Annotated in this window: 13 protein-coding genes and 1 pseudogene; 7 read left to right on the top strand and 7 right to left on the bottom strand. The window is 53.2% G+C overall.

The window, feature by feature from the left end; translation table 11 throughout:
* Positions 1 to 9: 9 nt before the first annotated feature.
* Both D9734_RS19065 and D9734_RS19060 read left to right on the top strand, forming a co-directional pair.
* Complete coding sequence (locus D9734_RS19065) at positions 10 to 4,125, top strand: RHS repeat-associated core domain-containing protein (protein ID WP_240780548.1); 4,116 nt, start codon at positions 10 to 12, stop codon at positions 4,123 to 4,125.
* Entirely contained in the window at positions 4,126 to 4,584 is a 459-nt protein-coding gene (locus D9734_RS19060) for a hypothetical protein (protein ID WP_130209705.1), read from the top strand.
* Between the two features lie 77 nt (positions 4,585 to 4,661).
* On the opposite strand, the gene D9734_RS19055 is transcribed toward D9734_RS19060, so the two are convergent.
* Positions 4,662 to 4,922, bottom strand: a complete 261-nt coding sequence (locus tag D9734_RS19055) for a SymE family type I addiction module toxin (RefSeq protein WP_276320424.1) — start codon at positions 4,920 to 4,922, stop codon at positions 4,662 to 4,664.
* Positions 4,923 to 5,008: 86 nt separating this feature from the next.
* Positions 5,009 to 5,779, bottom strand: coding sequence for a 2-oxoglutaramate amidase (yafV, locus tag D9734_RS19050; RefSeq protein WP_130209701.1), 771 nt, complete (start codon positions 5,777 to 5,779; stop codon positions 5,009 to 5,011).
* 180 nt (positions 5,780 to 5,959) lie between these two features.
* On the opposite strand from yafV, the gene ivy reads away from it, so the two are divergent.
* On the top strand, positions 5,960 to 6,406 hold the full coding sequence (gene ivy / locus D9734_RS19045; RefSeq protein ID WP_205712823.1) for an Ivy family C-type lysozyme inhibitor: 447 nt from the start codon (positions 5,960 to 5,962) through the stop codon (positions 6,404 to 6,406).
* A gap of 42 nt (positions 6,407 to 6,448) precedes the next feature.
* On the opposite strand, the gene fadE is transcribed toward ivy, so the two are convergent.
* Positions 6,449 to 8,893, bottom strand: coding sequence for an acyl-CoA dehydrogenase FadE (gene fadE / locus D9734_RS19040; protein WP_130209697.1), 2,445 nt, complete (start codon positions 8,891 to 8,893; stop codon positions 6,449 to 6,451).
* Positions 8,894 to 9,132: 239 nt separating this feature from the next.
* Here fadE and lpcA point away from each other — a divergent pair, with 239 nt between their 5' ends.
* Together lpcA and D9734_RS19030 are read left to right on the top strand one after the other, a co-directional pair.
* A complete protein-coding gene (gene lpcA / locus D9734_RS19035; RefSeq protein WP_016159301.1) occupies positions 9,133 to 9,711 on the top strand; it encodes a D-sedoheptulose 7-phosphate isomerase in 579 nt (192 codons plus the stop codon).
* Between the two features lie 205 nt (positions 9,712 to 9,916).
* Positions 9,917 to 10,684 carry a class II glutamine amidotransferase gene (locus D9734_RS19030; protein ID WP_000333380.1) on the top strand — a complete coding sequence of 256 codons (768 nt, stop codon included), beginning with the start codon at positions 9,917 to 9,919 and terminating at the stop codon, positions 10,682 to 10,684.
* Here D9734_RS19030 and dpaA read toward each other — a convergent pair.
* Positions 10,655 to 11,395, bottom strand: a complete 741-nt coding sequence (gene dpaA / locus D9734_RS19025) for a peptidoglycan meso-diaminopimelic acid protein amidase (protein WP_001225679.1) — start codon at positions 11,393 to 11,395, stop codon at positions 10,655 to 10,657. The genes D9734_RS19030 and dpaA overlap by 30 nt on opposite strands.
* A gap of 311 nt (positions 11,396 to 11,706) precedes the next feature.
* Between dpaA and D9734_RS19020 the strand changes: the two genes are divergently transcribed.
* Complete coding sequence (locus D9734_RS19020; RefSeq protein WP_130209695.1) at positions 11,707 to 12,456, top strand: C40 family peptidase; 750 nt, start codon at positions 11,707 to 11,709, stop codon at positions 12,454 to 12,456.
* Between the two features lie 56 nt (positions 12,457 to 12,512).
* Here the strand turns inward: D9734_RS19020 and D9734_RS19015 are convergent, their stop codons facing one another.
* From D9734_RS19015 to D9734_RS19005, 3 genes and pseudogenes are all read right to left on the bottom strand, one after another.
* Positions 12,513 to 12,869, bottom strand: a complete 357-nt coding sequence (locus D9734_RS19015) for a type II toxin-antitoxin system HicB family antitoxin (protein ID WP_130209693.1) — start codon at positions 12,867 to 12,869, stop codon at positions 12,513 to 12,515.
* Complete coding sequence (locus D9734_RS19010; RefSeq protein WP_130209691.1) at positions 12,862 to 13,140, bottom strand: type II toxin-antitoxin system HicA family toxin; 279 nt, start codon at positions 13,138 to 13,140, stop codon at positions 12,862 to 12,864. Before D9734_RS19010 ends, D9734_RS19015 begins: the two co-directional genes overlap by 8 nt.
* A gap of 104 nt (positions 13,141 to 13,244) precedes the next feature.
* Positions 13,245 to 14,957 (bottom strand): annotated as a pseudogene (locus D9734_RS19005) (flagellar biosynthesis protein FlhA); the annotation flags it as partial.
* Between D9734_RS19005 and lafU the strand changes: the two are divergent.
* A complete protein-coding gene (gene lafU / locus D9734_RS19000; protein WP_165383296.1) occupies positions 14,929 to 15,714 on the top strand; it encodes a putative lateral flagellar export/assembly protein LafU in 786 nt (261 codons plus the stop codon). The pseudogene D9734_RS19005 and the gene lafU sit on opposite strands and share 29 nt — an antisense overlap.
* The last annotated feature ends 19 nt before the right edge of the window (positions 15,715 to 15,733 follow it).

Below are 15,733 nucleotides of genomic sequence, written 5' to 3'. Positions count from 1 at the left end.
GGTTTTGTCATGTATGAAGCCGCACGGGGGGATGATCCCATCTACCACACCAGCGCCCTTGCCGGGTTTTTGATAGGGGCCATCATAGGTATCGCCATTATTGCCGTCGCCAGCTTTGCTTTTGTTACCTGCGGCTTTTTGGCTGGGCTGATTTTGAGTTTTCTGGCTGATCAGATAGCTTCCGGAGTCCTGCAACTGGGAGAAGCCATCGGGCGCTCGATACATTCCACAGTGGGAAAAATTCTGACCGGTTCTGATAATGTCAGCACCAACAGTCGCCCGGCCGCCCGCGCCGTACTGAGTACGGTGATATGCGAAGACCATTCCCCGGAAATCCGCATTGCCCAGGGTTCCGGCAACATCTACATCAACAGCCAGCCAGCTGCCCGCAAGGATGACCACACTGAGTGTGATGCAGTGATTGAGGACGGCTCCCCCAATGTCTTTCTCGGCGGTGGTACACAAACGGTACTGGAAATCAGCCCGGAAATCCCTGACTGGCTGCGTCAGGTGGTGGATGTGCTGTATGTGGTCGCCGGAATGCTTGGCGGACTTGCCGGAGCCGCACGCCAGGCGGCAAAGATGGGGTCGAAATTTGGCACAAAATGCGCGGCCAAATTTATTGGCGGCGAAATTACCGGGATGGCCGTTTCCGAGGTCGCTATGGGGTTGTTCAGTAACCCGGTGGATGTCACTACAGGGCAAAAAATTCTGCTGCCGGAAACGGATTTCACCCTGCCGGGTCGTCTGCCTGTTACCTGTTCGCGCTTTTATGCCAGCCACCTGGAAACTGAAGGATTGCTGGGCAGAGGATGGCGGCTGAACTGGGAAATAACCCTGCGAGCTGATGAGAAACATATTACTCTGATTGGCGGACAAGGTCGGGAGTTAAGTTATCCGAAAGCGATGCTGACACCGGGTCACCAGATATTTGACCCCGAAGAGCAGTTTTACCTTAGCCGCCTGCATGACGGACGCTATGTGCTGCATTACACCGATCGCAGCTACTACGTGTTTGATGAGTTTGATGACCACGGCGTCGCGCCGTTACTTTTTATGGAAACACCATACCGGCAGCGAATTGCTTTCGGGCGTGAGAACGGCAGGCTGGTGCGGGTGGCTTCCAGCAGCGGGCACCATCTGTTACTGCACCGTAAAATGACACCGGCGGGGGAAAGACTTTCGCATATTGAACTGGTGAAAGGCGGGCGTCCCGGTAGCCTGGTGGAATATCGCTACGACGATAACGGGCAACTGACTGGCGTGGTGAACGGGGCTGGTGTGACGGTGCGCCAGTTTGCCTATGAAAATGGCCTGATGACAGAGCACCGCAACGCGACGGGCTTTACCTGTACCTACCGCTGGGAAGAGATTGAGGGGGTTCCCAGGGTGGTGGAGCACTCAACCAGCGACGGTGAGGATTACCGGTTCCACTATGATTTTGCTGGTGGGCAGACGGTGGTAACTGGCAGGCCGGAGCAGAAGTGGCAGTGGTGGTTTGATGAAGATACGTATGTGACTGCTCACCGGACGCCGGGCGGCGGAATGTACCGCTTCAGGTACAACGAAAACCATTTTCCGGTAGCGGTGGAACTCCCCGGCGAACGCAGGGTAACGCTGGAATACGATACCCTGAGCCGGGTGGTGAAAGAGACGGACGCGGCAGGGCGGGTGACACAGACGCAGTGGAACGGCAGTTTTGCTGAAATCACGCGCCGGGCACTGGATGACGACCACGTATGGAAGGCGGATTACAACGAACACGGTCAGGTGATACGGGAGACAGACCCGGAAGGACGCGTCACGCGCTACGGGTATGATGAACAGGGGCTGGCGGTCAGCCGCACGGATGCGCGGGGCGGCGAGGTTGCGCTGGCGCGCGATGCGCGCGGTCAACTGACGCGTTACACCGACTGTTCGGGGCGCGCCACGGGTTATGAATACGATGAAGACGGCAATCTGACGGCGGTGACGGACGCGGAAGGGAAAACGGTACGCATCAGCTATAACCGTCTGGGGCTGCCGGAGACGGTCAGCCACCCCGGTAAACAGCAGGACCGTTACACCTGGAACGCGCTGGGGTTACTGAGCAGCCACCGTCGCATCACGGGCAGCGTACAGTCCTGGCAGTATACGCCGCGCGGGCTGCTGGCGCTCCATACGGATGAAGAGAAACGGGAGACGCGCTGGCATTATACCGCGGAGGGATGGATTGCCAGCCTGAGCAACGGCAACGGGGCGCTTTACCGGTTCAGCTACGACGGCGACGGACGGCTGACGGGAGAACAGCGCCCGGACGGCCTGATACGGATGTTTGCGCTGAATGCGGGCGGATTTCCGGTCATCATCCAGACGCAGGGCACAGAAGGCGGGATGCGTAATGAGCGGCAGGAGCGTGACGCGCTGGGCCGCCTGTTGCGCAGTGACACGCAGCACAGTACACGGATCTTCAGCTACAACCGTCTTGACCAGATAACGGAAGTGACGCTCACCCCCACGGAAGAAGGGGAACGGCTGCACCACATGCAGGCGGACAGGGTGCGCTTTGATTATGACCGCAGCGGGTGGCTGACGGCAGAGCACAGCGTGCACGGCAGCATAAAGTACCGGCGTGACGCGCTGGGCAATCCCACCGACATTACCCTGCCGGACGGGCAGCATCTCAGCCATCTTTACTACGGCAGCGGGCATCTGCTCCAGACGGCACTGGACGGTATCACGGTCAGTGAATATGAGCGTGACAGCCTGCACCGTCAGGTGATGCGCACGCAGGGGAAACTGGCGACGTTCAGCGGCTACAACGCCGACAACCGGTTAAGCTGGCAGCGCAGCCTGCCAGGCGGCAGCCAGAATCCGCAGCAGACCGGTAACCCCCCGGCGCAGAACGACAGCGTGACGGCGCGGGACTATATCTGGAATGCGGACGGTGAAGTTGGCGGCATCAATGACAAACTGCGCGGTTGCCTGGTGTTCAGCTATGACCGCAGCGGCTGGCTGACCAGCCGCACGGGACAGATGTACGACCATGACCATTATTATTACGACAAAGCGGGCAACCTGCTGACGGACGAGTATCAGGGAGCGGTGCAGGATAACCGCCTGCCGGGCTACGGGCGTGACCGTTACCGCTATAACGAATGGGGCGAACTGACAGAGCGTAGGGACCAGCAGCTGGAGTGGAACGCGCAGGGCCAGTTAACGCGGGTCATCAGCAGCAACAGCGAGACGCGGTATCAGTATGATGCGCTGGGCAGGCGTATTGGCAAGGCGACATATGGCCGCCACACAGAGCAGAGGGAACAGCGGCGGACAACGTTTGTGTGGGAAGGATTCCGGCTGTTGCAGGAGACAACGTGGCAGGGAAAGCGGACGTATCTGTACGACGCGGAACAGCCATACACGCCAGTGGCGGCTATCACGGGGCGCGGAGAAAGCCGGAAAATCTGGTATTACCACACGGACCTGACGGGCACGGTACAGGAGGTGACCGCGTCGGACGGGACGCTGGTGTGGGCGGGCTATCAGGCGGGATTTGGCGAAAACCGGGGCGACATCAGCAACAGCGGGGCGTACTTTGAACAGCCGCTGCGACTGCCGGGGCAGTACTTTGACGAAGAAACAGGACTGCATTACAATCTGTTCAGATATTATGCGCCGGAGTGCGGGCGGTTTATCAGCCAGGATCCGATAGGGCTGGCGGGGGGGATAAACCTCTATGCTTATGCACCGAATCCAGTAAACCACATTGATCCTCTTGGGCTATCTTGTGGAAAGGTTGGTAACGTTGAATATCGTAATTTTGAGCGTTCTCCGGGAATGTTTTCTCGGTTATTAAAGAATAAACGTGACTTTGATTATGTTGCCAGATATAACATCTCAAGATATAAAGCTACATTGAGAAAAAATAATCCGGATGGTTTTGGTAATATTAGCCATTATTTCGATGGTGTAGATGCAAAAGGAAATAAAGTCGTTATTGAGGTGGCGAATACAGGACATAAATCTTCAAGCGGTGGTTTTGAGCCTCCACATATTAAAATTCAAATAAAAGACGCTGATAACAAGGTGATACATAACGCCAAATATTTTTTGGAAGATGATATATATAGAATTACGGGCAAATAAATGAAAAATATTAGAGAGTTAAATAATTCAGAATTCTCCGGGATTATTAACAATGCTTTACCATTCTTACATATTAATCCTATAAGCGAAGCTGTTTGTATTCATGCAGAAGCTTATAAAAGTGGTATTGATGTTAACTATATCCGTTGCAACGTTGACTGGGAGGGGTTTTCTTCTTTAACTGAAGCGTTGGAAACGTTATACCATGAATTATTTAAAGATGGTATTCCATCAGGCGAATTGTTGTTTTTTTACCCGTTTGATAGAACAAAGAAAGGGAATTATGGTGTTATACTGGAATCATCTCAGCTATTAGATTTCTTAATAAAAGAGCATTTGAAGATTTATCCTGAATGTTTTAATGTAGAAATGTGTAGCTTCGGTTTTTATTTTATAGATCACGAAATATTTTACGGCATGGAACATCCTGATTTTTTATATAGTTTCTGTGTAAGATAATTAATAAAGTGAGGAGTATATTTCTCTTTCTTAATCGCCGGGAAAGGTAGATTAAATCTTCCCGGCTTTTTTATTATTTAACGTTCGTTCAGCACACTAAACATCCCGTCACGCATCCCCTTAACCGCCTGTTTAACCTGATAAAGTTCCTGGCGCAGTTCCAGTACTTCGTTGTTATCCGCAAGCAGGATCAGGCAACCTTCCGGGATCTTCACGGTAACGCCCGTGCCGATCTCAAATCCCGCTTCTCTCAGCCATTTGGCGCTGATTTTGATCACCGGCGTGTCGCTGCTGTTGGGCAGATATCCCACGGTACAACGGCGTTGTGTTTTGGAAATGGTGACTTCTGGCGTAATATCGTGTTTAAGTTAGGGGCTTTCGTAGTCTTACCCCGACCCTCCCCGGCCTTAAACACAACGCCCACTCACAGCAACCTAAACTCATCCGCATCCCGCCATGCCGGAAACTTTTCTCTATATTCCCGTAATGCCACCATCGAGAGCTCCGCATCAATGCGCGTTGCCTGATGCGCGTCGGCAGTAGCGATAATCTCGCCCTGTGGATTAATCACCCGGCTGTCACCGCGATAATGGCAGCCGTTGCCATCGCTGCCGACGCGATTGCATCCCGCCACATACGCCTGATTCTCAATCGCGCGAGCCGTCAGTAATGCCTGCCAGTGCAGAGAGCGCGGAGCAGGCCAGTTGGCGACGTACAGGGCGAGGTCGTAATCGTTGAGATTGCGCGACCACACCGGAAAACGTAAGTCGTAGCACACCAGCGGCAAAATACGCCAGCCGCGCCATTCCACAATCACTCGCGCATTGCCCGCTTTATAATGCAGATGCTCATCTGCCATTCGGAACAGATGACGCTTGTCATAAAAATGCACCTTGCCGTCAGGCTCAACCAGCAAAAATCGATTAACCGAACCAGACTCCGTTTGTAATGCAACACTGCCTGCAATCAGCGCATTGCACTGCTGCGCTTTGGCTGTCATCCAGTTCACTACGTCATCTTGTGCTAGCGACGAAGCTGCCGCTTCCATGGCAAAGCCGCTGGTAAACATCTCCGGTAGAACGATCACATCGCGCCCGGTAATACCTTCCAGTTGACGATCAAAGTGGCGCAGGTTGGCAGGACCATCCATCCACACCAACGGTTGCTGCAAAAGCGTAATCTTCAAACCAGGCACGGTGTACAACTCCTTTATGCGAAGGGTTTTATAACTTTAACACCTTATCAGGCTATTACCTTACTGCGGAATAAATTGATAACAAATGCTGATATTGGAAATATCTGATTTGCAAATTATCGTGTTATCGCCAGGCTTTAGGAGGTTAATAACATGGGCAGGATAAGCTCAGGAGGAATGATGTTTAAGGCAATAACGACAGTCGCCGCTCTGGTCATCGCCACCAGTGCAATGGCGCAGGATGATTTAACTATTAGCAGCCTGGCAAAGGGCGAAACCACCAAAGCTGCGTTTAATCAGATGGTGCAAGGGCATAAGCTGCCTGCCTGGGTGGTGAAAGGCGGTACTTATACTCCCGCACAAACCGTGACATTGGGAGATGAGACGTATCAGGTGATGAGCGCGTGCAAACCGCATGACTGTGGCTCGCAACGTATCGCTGTGATGTGGTCCGAGAAATCTAATCAGATGACGGGGCTGTTCTCGACTATTGATGAGAAAACGTCGCAAGAGAAACTCACCTGGCTGAATGTGAACGATGCGCTTCCGATTGATGGTAAAACGGTGCTGTTCGCGGCGTTGACCGGCAGCCTGGAAAACCATCCGGATGGCTTTAATTTTAAATAATTAGCGGATAAAGAAACGGAGCCTTTCGGCTCCGTTATTCAATTACGCGGCTTCAACTTTCCGCACTTTCTCCGGCAACTTTACCGGCTTCGTCGCCAGCTCTTCCGGATCAAAGTCATCAACGTTAATACTACGCAGACGGCTTTCTTCAGCTTTCACCAGAATAGCGGCTTCATCTTTATCAATCAGCCCCTTCGCCAGCGCGTTGTGCGCCAGTTCATCCAGACGGGTAAACGGCAGATTTTTACCCAGCTCTTTACAGATCCGCTGATGAATCGGGTCGGCGGCAATCACATCCACCAGCGCCTCTTCCAGCAAGCCAACCGGGTTATGCTCGCTCGGCGTCAGGTACTGACCGCGCCCAATGCGGGAACGGGTGGCGTTCGGCACTTGTAAAATCTTCGCCACCTTATGATCCAGCTTGTCAGAAGGTGCCAGATAATGACGTCCGGTCGGGAAGATCACCACATTCAGCAGCCCGGCAACCAAGCGGTTCGGGAAGTTTTGCAGTAAATCATCCATCGCCTGTTCAGCCTGATACAGCGCATCTTGTACGCCCCAGTGCACCAGCGGCAGGTCGGCTTCATTACGGCCTTCGTCGTCATAACGCTTCAGAACGGCAGAGGCGAGGTAGAGCTGGCTTAAAATATCACCCAGACGGGCCGAGATGCGCTCGCGACGTTTCAGGCTGCCACCCAGCACCGCCATCGAGACATCAGAAAGCAGGGCGAGGTTGGCGCTCAGGCGGTTCAGGTGTTGATAGTAGCGTTTAGTGGCATCGCCGGTTGGCGTGCTGCTGGTTAAACCGCGCGTCAGGCCCAGCCAGAAGCTGCGAACTTTGTTGCTACCGACGTGACCGATATGTTTGAACAGCAGTTTATCGAACGCGTTAACGTCATTGTTCTTCGCTGCTTCCATCTCTTCCAGCACGTACGGATGGCAACGAATCGCCCCCTGACCGAAGATCATCATGCTGCGGGTCAGAATGTTAGCCCCTTCAACGGTGATGGCAATCGGTGCGCCCTGGTAAGCACGCGCCAGGAAGTTGCTTTGCCCGAGCATAATGCCTTTACCGCCGGTAATATCCATCGCATCAATAATCGACTGCTGCCCGCGGTGGGTACAGTGATACTTAACAATGGCCGACAGTACGGCGGGTTTTTCACCGAGCATAATGCCGTAGGTAATCAGCGACGCCGCAGCGTCCATCACGTAGGCGTTTCCTGCAATACGCGCCAGCGGCTCTTCAATCCCTTCCATCTTACCAATAGAGATTTTGAACTGACGACGAATGTGCGCATACGCGCCCGTTGCCAGCGCTACTGATTTCACGCCGCCGGTTGAGTTGGAAGGCAGGGTGATGCCGCGGCCTACCGAGAGACACTCCACCAGCATCCGCCAGCCTTGCCCGGCCATTTTCGGCCCGCCGATGATGTAGTCGATCGGCACGAAGACATCTTTACCGCGCGTCGGTCCGTTCTGGAACGGTACGTTCAGCGGGAAGTGGCGACGACCAATTTCCACGCCCGGCGTGGTGGTCGGGATCAGCGCACAGGTAATACCTAAATCTTCTGCGCCACCCAGCAGTTTTTCCGGGTCGGAGAGTTTAAACGCCAGACCAAGCACGGTCGCAATCGGTGCCAGCGTAATGTAGCGTTTGTTCCAGGTCAGACGCATCCCCAGCACCTGCTGGCCCTGCCACTCGCCCATGCAGACAATCCCGGTGTCCGGAATCGCGCCCGCATCGGAACCCGCTTCCGGGCTGGTCAGTGCAAAGCAAGGGATCTCCTGACCACGCGCCAGACGCGGCAGATAGTGATTTTTCTGCTCGTCAGTGCCGTAATGTTGCAGCAGCTCGCCCGGGCCTAATGAGTTCGGCACGCCGACGGTAATCGCCAGGATCCCGCTCACGCCGGAGAGTTTTTGCAGCACGCGAGACTGGGCATAAGCTGAGAACTCCAGTCCGCCGTACTCTTTTTTGATGATCATCGCGAAGAAGCGATGCTCTTTAAGGTACGCCCACAACTCCGGCGGCAGATCAGCCAGTTCATGGGTGATCTGGAAATCATTCGCCATCCGGCAGGCTTCTTCTACCGGGCCGTCGAGAAACGCTTGCTCTTCGGCGGTCAGGCGCGGCTGTGGATAGTTGTGCAGCTTTTTCCAGTCCGGCTTGCCCTGGAACAAATCGCCCTCCCACCAGGTGGTGCCTGCGTCGATCGCTTCTTTCTCAGTGCGCGACATCGGCGGCATCACTTTACGGAAACCGCGAAATACCGGCGCGGAAATCATCGAATTACGCATAGGCGCAAAGTTAAACGGCACAAGGATAATGGCCAGAGGCACCAGTACCCACGCCGACCACAGACCAGCAACGCCGAGGGCGGCTGTCCAGGCGAGCAAAATCAGACTGCTGATAAATAAGCTCACGCGGTGATAGAACAACGCGCCGAGCAGGACAACCGTAGCGAGAATACTCAAAATCATCATAACGAAAAGCCCCTTACTTGTAGGAGGTCCGACCACTTGTGATGATATGGTTGTAGTAGATGTAAAAACATTTAGCAATGTGTTTACAATATAATTACAACGAAGCTCACATTGTTGCTGTTTTTATCCGCACTTCGGGTCAAAAAGTCCTGGTCATTCCACCGCGCTGGTCTTCTCGCTTTTGGTGGTATCCGGTACACTGCATTTTGTCTAATTCATTTATGCTGAAGGATATCCTCATGTACCAGGATCTTATTCGTAACGAACTGAACGAAGCGGCGGAAACGCTGGCTAACTTTTTAAAAGATGACGCCAATATTCACGCCATTCAGCGCGCGGCGGTCCTGTTAGCAGACAGCTTTAAAGCCGGTGGCAAGGTGCTTTCCTGTGGCAACGGCGGCTCCCATTGCGACGCCATGCACTTTGCAGAAGAGTTGACCGGTCGCTACCGTGAAAACCGTCCGGGCTATCCGGCGATTGCCATTTCAGATGTCAGCCACATCACCTGTGTTGGCAACGATTTTGGTTTCAACGATATTTTCTCCCGCTACGTTGAAGCCGTAGGACGCGAAGGCGATGTGCTGCTGGGGATCTCCACCTCCGGTAACTCAGCAAACGTGATCAAAGCGATTGCGGCGGCGCGTGAGAAGGGGATGAAAGTGATCACCCTGACCGGTAAAGACGGCGGTAAAATGGCTGGCACAGCGGATATCGAAATTCGCGTTCCGCACTTTGGTTATGCCGACCGTATTCAGGAGATCCACATTAAAGTGATCCATATCCTGATCCAGTTGATTGAAAAAGAGATGGTTAAGTAAATCTGGCGTAGGCCGGATAAGGCGTTTACGCCGCATCCGGCATTTGTGCTCTGATGCCTGATGCGACGCTGACGCGTCTTATCATGCCTACAAATCTGTACCCGAACCGTAGGCCGAATAATGCGTTTACGCCGCATCCGACCTGAAAATTCTTAAATCAATCTTCGCCGGGGGCCATGCGCTCCCGCTGTTGTGGAGGTTACCGATGTGCGAATTGCTCGGGATGAGCGCCAACGTCCCTACCGATATCTGCTTTAGTTTCACCGGGCTTGTGCAGCGTGGTGGTGGAACCGGGCCACATAAAGATGGCTGGGGCATCACCTTTTACGAAGGTAAAGGCTGTCGCACATTTAAAGATCCACAACCCAGCTTTAATTCCCCCATCGCCAAACTGGTCCAGGACTATCCGATAAAATCCTGTTCGGTGGTGGCTCATATTCGCCAGGCCAATCGGGGCGAGGTGGCACTGGAAAATACTCACCCGTTTACCCGCGAGTTATGGGGACGCAACTGGACGTACGCCCATAACGGGCAACTGACGGGCTACAAATCACTGGAAACTGGCAACTTCCGCCCAGTAGGTGAAACCGACAGCGAAAAAGCCTTCTGCTGGCTGCTGCATAAATTAACGCAGCGTTACCCGCGCACGCCGGGCAACATGGCAGCAGTGTTTAAATATATCGCCTCACTGGCGGACGAACTGCGGCAGAAGGGCGTTTTCAACATGCTGCTTTCGGATGGGCGCTATGTAATGGCGTATTGCTCGACTAATTTACACTGGATCACCCGCCGCGCGCCGTTTGGCGTGGCAACGTTGCTGGATCAGGATGTGGAAATCGACTTCAGCTCGCAGACCACACCGAATGATGTGGTCACGGTGATTGCGACACAGCCGCTGACGGGCAATGAAACCTGGCAAAAGATTATGCCAGGCGAATGGCGCTTATTTTGCCTCGGGGAGCGTGTAGTTTGATGCCAGCTGTGGTTGCACCACTTCGTGGCTCAACGGCTTGCTGACCACGTAACGACCATTGACCACAGAAACGGTCGGTGGCTTACGGGTCTGTTCAAAGTAGTCATAGCCTGGCTTCAGTTGCTCCCAGAAGTCCTTAAAGTTGGAATATTTATGGCGCTTCATATTAGCGTCGGTCATGCGGAACGGGTAAATACTCACCTGCACGCTCGGCTGACCAAATACCAGCGCGCCAGTAACGAACTGGAAGATCTCATCAATACCCTGATTGGTCATTGCGTAGCAGCCGATGGAAACACAATCGCCGTGGATCATCAGGTATTTTCCTTCATAACCATGCGCACGGTCATAGGCATTAGGGAAACCAATATTAATCGCTTTGTAGTAACGGCTGTCTGGTTTTAACTGATTACGCTGAACGCTATAAAACCCTTCCGGACTTTTAAAATCGCCCTGACGCTGTTTGGGTCCTAACCCGCCGGAATATTTACAGATTTTATAACTGTCGAGCAGCTGATATTGCTCGCCCATTTTGACGTAGAGATCGAGCGTACGTTCTTCCTTGAAGATCTGAATGTAGACAGGGGATCCCATCAACTGCTGCTTATACTCTTTGCTCACTGGCGTGGTAGAGCTACTGCTGCCCAGCAAACCGGCGAATGAAACGCACGGGATCAACAACATCGCAAGAATTAATGCGATTTTACGCATACTGCTTATTCCTTGATAAAACGGTTACACACGCCAGGACGGCAAAATAGATCCCAAATCGGAATAGTCTGGATTTGGAAGGCTCACATTATCACCAAAAGAGTTTTACGCAAGTCTGTCGGCGCTGGGTTTACAAATTTAGCATAAGTGGCGATTTTCAAAAGTCCGAAAAGCGCATGTAAAGCTGTTTATTTCTTATTTCCTAAGGTTATGAAACCTCGATAGTAATATGCAAATAAGCAATTAATAATCCCGCCTCTCCTTCCTTTCCTCTAATATTCTCATCTTCATTCAGCCGGTTTATATCCTCCATGTATTTGTTCTCTCACGACAGATTGCTGCGCCTGGGCGTGTTTTCTTTGTCCCTTTTGCTTCCTTTACTTGCCAGCGCCACCACATCACATATCTCTTTCAGCTACGCCGCCCGCCAGCGGATGCAAAACCGTGCGCGGGTACTCAAACTGTACCAGGCACATCTGAAAAAACAGGCCAGCTACATTGTGGAAGGCAATGCCGAAAGCAGAAGGGCGCTGCGCCAGCACAACCGTGAACAGATAAAACAGCACCCGGAGTGGTTCCCAGGCCCACTGAAGCTGAGCGACCGACGCTGGCAGGCGCTGGCGGAAAACAACCACTTCTTAAGCAGCGACCATCTGCACAATATTACCGAAGTGGCGATTCACCGCCTTGAGCAGCAGATTGGCAAGCCTTACGTCTGGGGCGGTACGCGGCCCGATCAAGGCTTCGACTGTAGCGGGTTGGTTTTTTATGCCTACAACAAGATCCTCGAGGCGAAGCTCCCGCGCACGGCTAATGAGATGTATCACTACCATCGGGCAACGATTGTGGCGAACAACGACCTGCGCCGGGGAGATTTGCTGTTTTTCCATATTCACAGCCGCGAGATTGCCGACCATATGGGCGTGTATCTGGGAGACGGGCAATTTATCGAGTCGCCACGCACGGGGGAAACCATACGAGTAAGCCGGTTAGCCGAACCTTTCTGGCAGGACCATTTTTTGGGCGCGCGGCGGATTTTGACGGAAGAGACGATTTTGTAAATGGAGAATACTGACGATCAGGCAAAAAATCGGATGCCATATGGCATCCGACCTGTTTACATCTGGGATGAAAACTCACGTTCTAATACATCAACAATAAGCTGATTTTTTGAAATGGAATGTTGTCTGGCGACAATGGTCAGCCGTGAATCGATGTGATGAGGAACACGAAGCGTCAGGCGTTTTTGCTCTTCTTCTTCACGAAAAGGGGCAATGCCGTCCTCTTCACAATCCGCCATCCACTCATCCAGCGCACTTTCACCTTCCCGGTACAATGCCTCAATGCTTGTCGCCACAAAGTCGCAATAACCATTTACATTGAGGAATTTGCCGCGAAATGCGTTGATATCAGCTTCAAATGTTACTGCAGCCGGTTGACCTTTAATGGTGATAATGTTTGATGCTTTATTCATAATCTACCCCTACACAGTTAACAAACCACTCCTTAAGACCTGTTACTGCGCCTTTATCCATCACATTCTTTGGATGTGGCTCATGAGTACTGAATTTGGTCGTACCAATCTGAAATTTCCTTCTGGAACCATTGTTATTTTTTATTGTTCCACCCACCGCTTTAATGAGTGCAACAACATCATCCCATTTAATTCCAGATTTTGGCGGCTCCGTCATTACATCGTCGAATGTTTTTCTATGACGAGAGCCTAGCGCGCTGACCTTAATCATACTATCAATCCATGACGTCATTGTATGGTGTCATCGTAGTCTGTTTGCAGTGTGACGTCAATCAATGGTGTCAGATGGTGCAAAGCATGGAAAAGAATCCCCAATCAACTCAACGCTCCCATAATCTTCAACTCCAGCTCATCCGGCACTTCGTTATACGACAGCACATGCAGCCCTGGCGCAAACAACCTTGCATAGCGCGCCAGCAAAGGACGCAACTGCGGCGGCACCAGCAGCACCGGATCTTTCCCCGCCGCTTTCATCTGCTCTTTTACCTGCGGCATCGTGCTCTGGAACTGGTTGAGCATATTCGGGTCGACCGGCACGCTGTCGAGCATCACTTTGCCGCCCTGTTGCGCCTGATTCACCACGTTGGTCAGCAGATTTTCCAGCTCATTATTCAGCGTATACACCGTCAGCTCCTGCTTGCGAACGAACGGATGGGTGATACTGCGCCGCAGTGCCAGGCGCACATCGGCCGCCAGCAGAATATGATCTTTGGTGACGGTGCTACTGGCGACCAGCACGGTGGCGATGGTGACAATATCGCGCAGGGAAACGCCTTCGGTCAGCAGCGCCCGGTACACTTTCAGCAACTGGCTGTAATTCAGCGCCGCGCTCAAATCTTCCGCCAGGCGCGGTGCCATCGACGACAAACGGTTATGCAACTGCGTGATGTCGTCATAGTTAAACAAATCAGGAATATAGCTGCGCACAATCTTATTCACATGGGTAGCAATCACGCTGGCGCTGTCGATCACCTGATACCCCATATTCAGCGCCTTCGCTTTCTGCGTGGGCTGGATCCAGGTGACCGGCATCCCGTACGCCGGGTCGTTCCCCAGCACGCCGTCAATTTCACCGTAGGTTTCGCTGGAGGGCAGGGCCATCAGTTTATCCGCCGGAATATCCGCTTCATCAGCCTTAATGCCGTTGATGAAAATAGCGTACTGGCTGGGCTTGAGACGGAAGTTTTCCCGAATGCGGATCTCCGGCAGCAGCACGCCGTTGCCGTCGGAAATCACCTGCCGCACGCCGCGAATCCGCTGGGTGAGCGGGTTACCCTGCGCTTTATCCACCAGCGCCACCAGCTTGTAGCCGAGGCTTAAGCTGATTGGCTCGATCAGCGGAATGGTTTCCCAACTGACCAGTTGCTCGCTGGTTTCGGTGATGGTGCGGGTCAGCGTTTCGAGGCTTTTCTCTTCCGCCTCCGCCGCCTGCGGGCGTTTGCTCATTCGCCAGCCGGTAAAGCCCAGCAGGGCGCTGAACAGCAAAAACGGCAGGTGCGGCATCCCCGGCACCACTGCCAGCACGAACATAATTCCGGTAGCGGTGAAGAGCACAGACGGGCTTGCCAGCAGCTGGTGGCGCACGTCATGGGCAATATCGCCGTTGTCGCTGACGCGGGTGACAATAATCGCCGCCGCAGTGGAGAGCAGCAGGGAAGGGATCTGCGCCACCAGGCCGTCACCAATGGTCATCAGCACATACTGCTGGAAGGCGGCATCGGCGCTCAGGTTGTATTTAAAGATCCCGATGCAGACACCGCCGATCAGGTTGATCGCCAGAATCATCATCCCGGCGATGGCGTCCCCGCGCACAAACTTCGATGCCCCGTCCATTGCGCCGTAGAAATCGGCCTCGCTGGCAACATCTTTACGCCGGGTTTGCGCCTGTGCCTGGTTGATCAACCCGGCGTTAAGATCGGCGTCAATCGCCATCTGTTTGCCGGGCATCGCGTCCAGGGTAAAGCGGGCAGAAACCTCGGAAATACGCTCGGCCCCTTTGGTGACGACGATAAAGTTGATTGTCAACAGCGTCAGTAAATCCGAGCGTGAAAGCATTATCGCCGCGCTACACGGGCAGTCGATTTTCAATGGCGGCGGGCTGTCGCCGTTAAATAAAATTAGCCCGTCTCATCCGCCAAAACCTGCCACCGTGGCGGTGCCGGAAGAGACGGAGAAAAAAGTGCGCGACGTTAACGAGAAAACGGCGCTGCTGAAAAAGAAATCTGCCACCGAGCTTGGCGAGCTGGCAACCAGTATCAACACCATTGCCCGTGATGCGCATATGGAAGCGAATCTGGAGATGGAGATTGTTCCCCAGGGATTACGCGTGCTGATTAAAGACGACCAGAACCGCAATATGTTTGAACGTGGCAGCGCGAAGATTATGCCGTTCTTTAAAACGCTGCTGGTGGAACTCGCGCCAGTTTTCGACTCGCTCGATAACAAAATTATTATTACCGGGCATACCGACGCGATGGCCTACAAAAACAATATCTACAACAATTGGAACCTTTCGGGCGATCGCGCGCTTTCGGCTCGTCGGGTGCTGGAAGAGGCCGGAATGCCGGAAGATAAAGTGATGCAGGTGAGCGCAATGGCGGACCAGATGCTGCTGGATGCCAAAAATCCGCAAAGCGCGGGCAACCGGCGCATCGAGATTATGGTGCTGACTAAAAGCGCGTCCGATACGCTGTATCAATACTTTGGTCAGCATGGGGATAAAGTGGTGCAGCCGCTGGTGCAAAAGCTGGATAAGCAGCAGGTGCTTTCGCAGCGAACGCGTTAAATGCTGAATCTTTACGCAT

The sequence above is a fragment of the Escherichia sp. E14S1 genome (genome assembly GCF_004211995.1).
Classification (GTDB): domain Bacteria; phylum Pseudomonadota; class Gammaproteobacteria; order Enterobacterales; family Enterobacteriaceae; genus Escherichia.
Note: the sequence above shows the minus strand (reverse complement) of the source record. Positions and strands in the feature narration are given on the sequence as shown.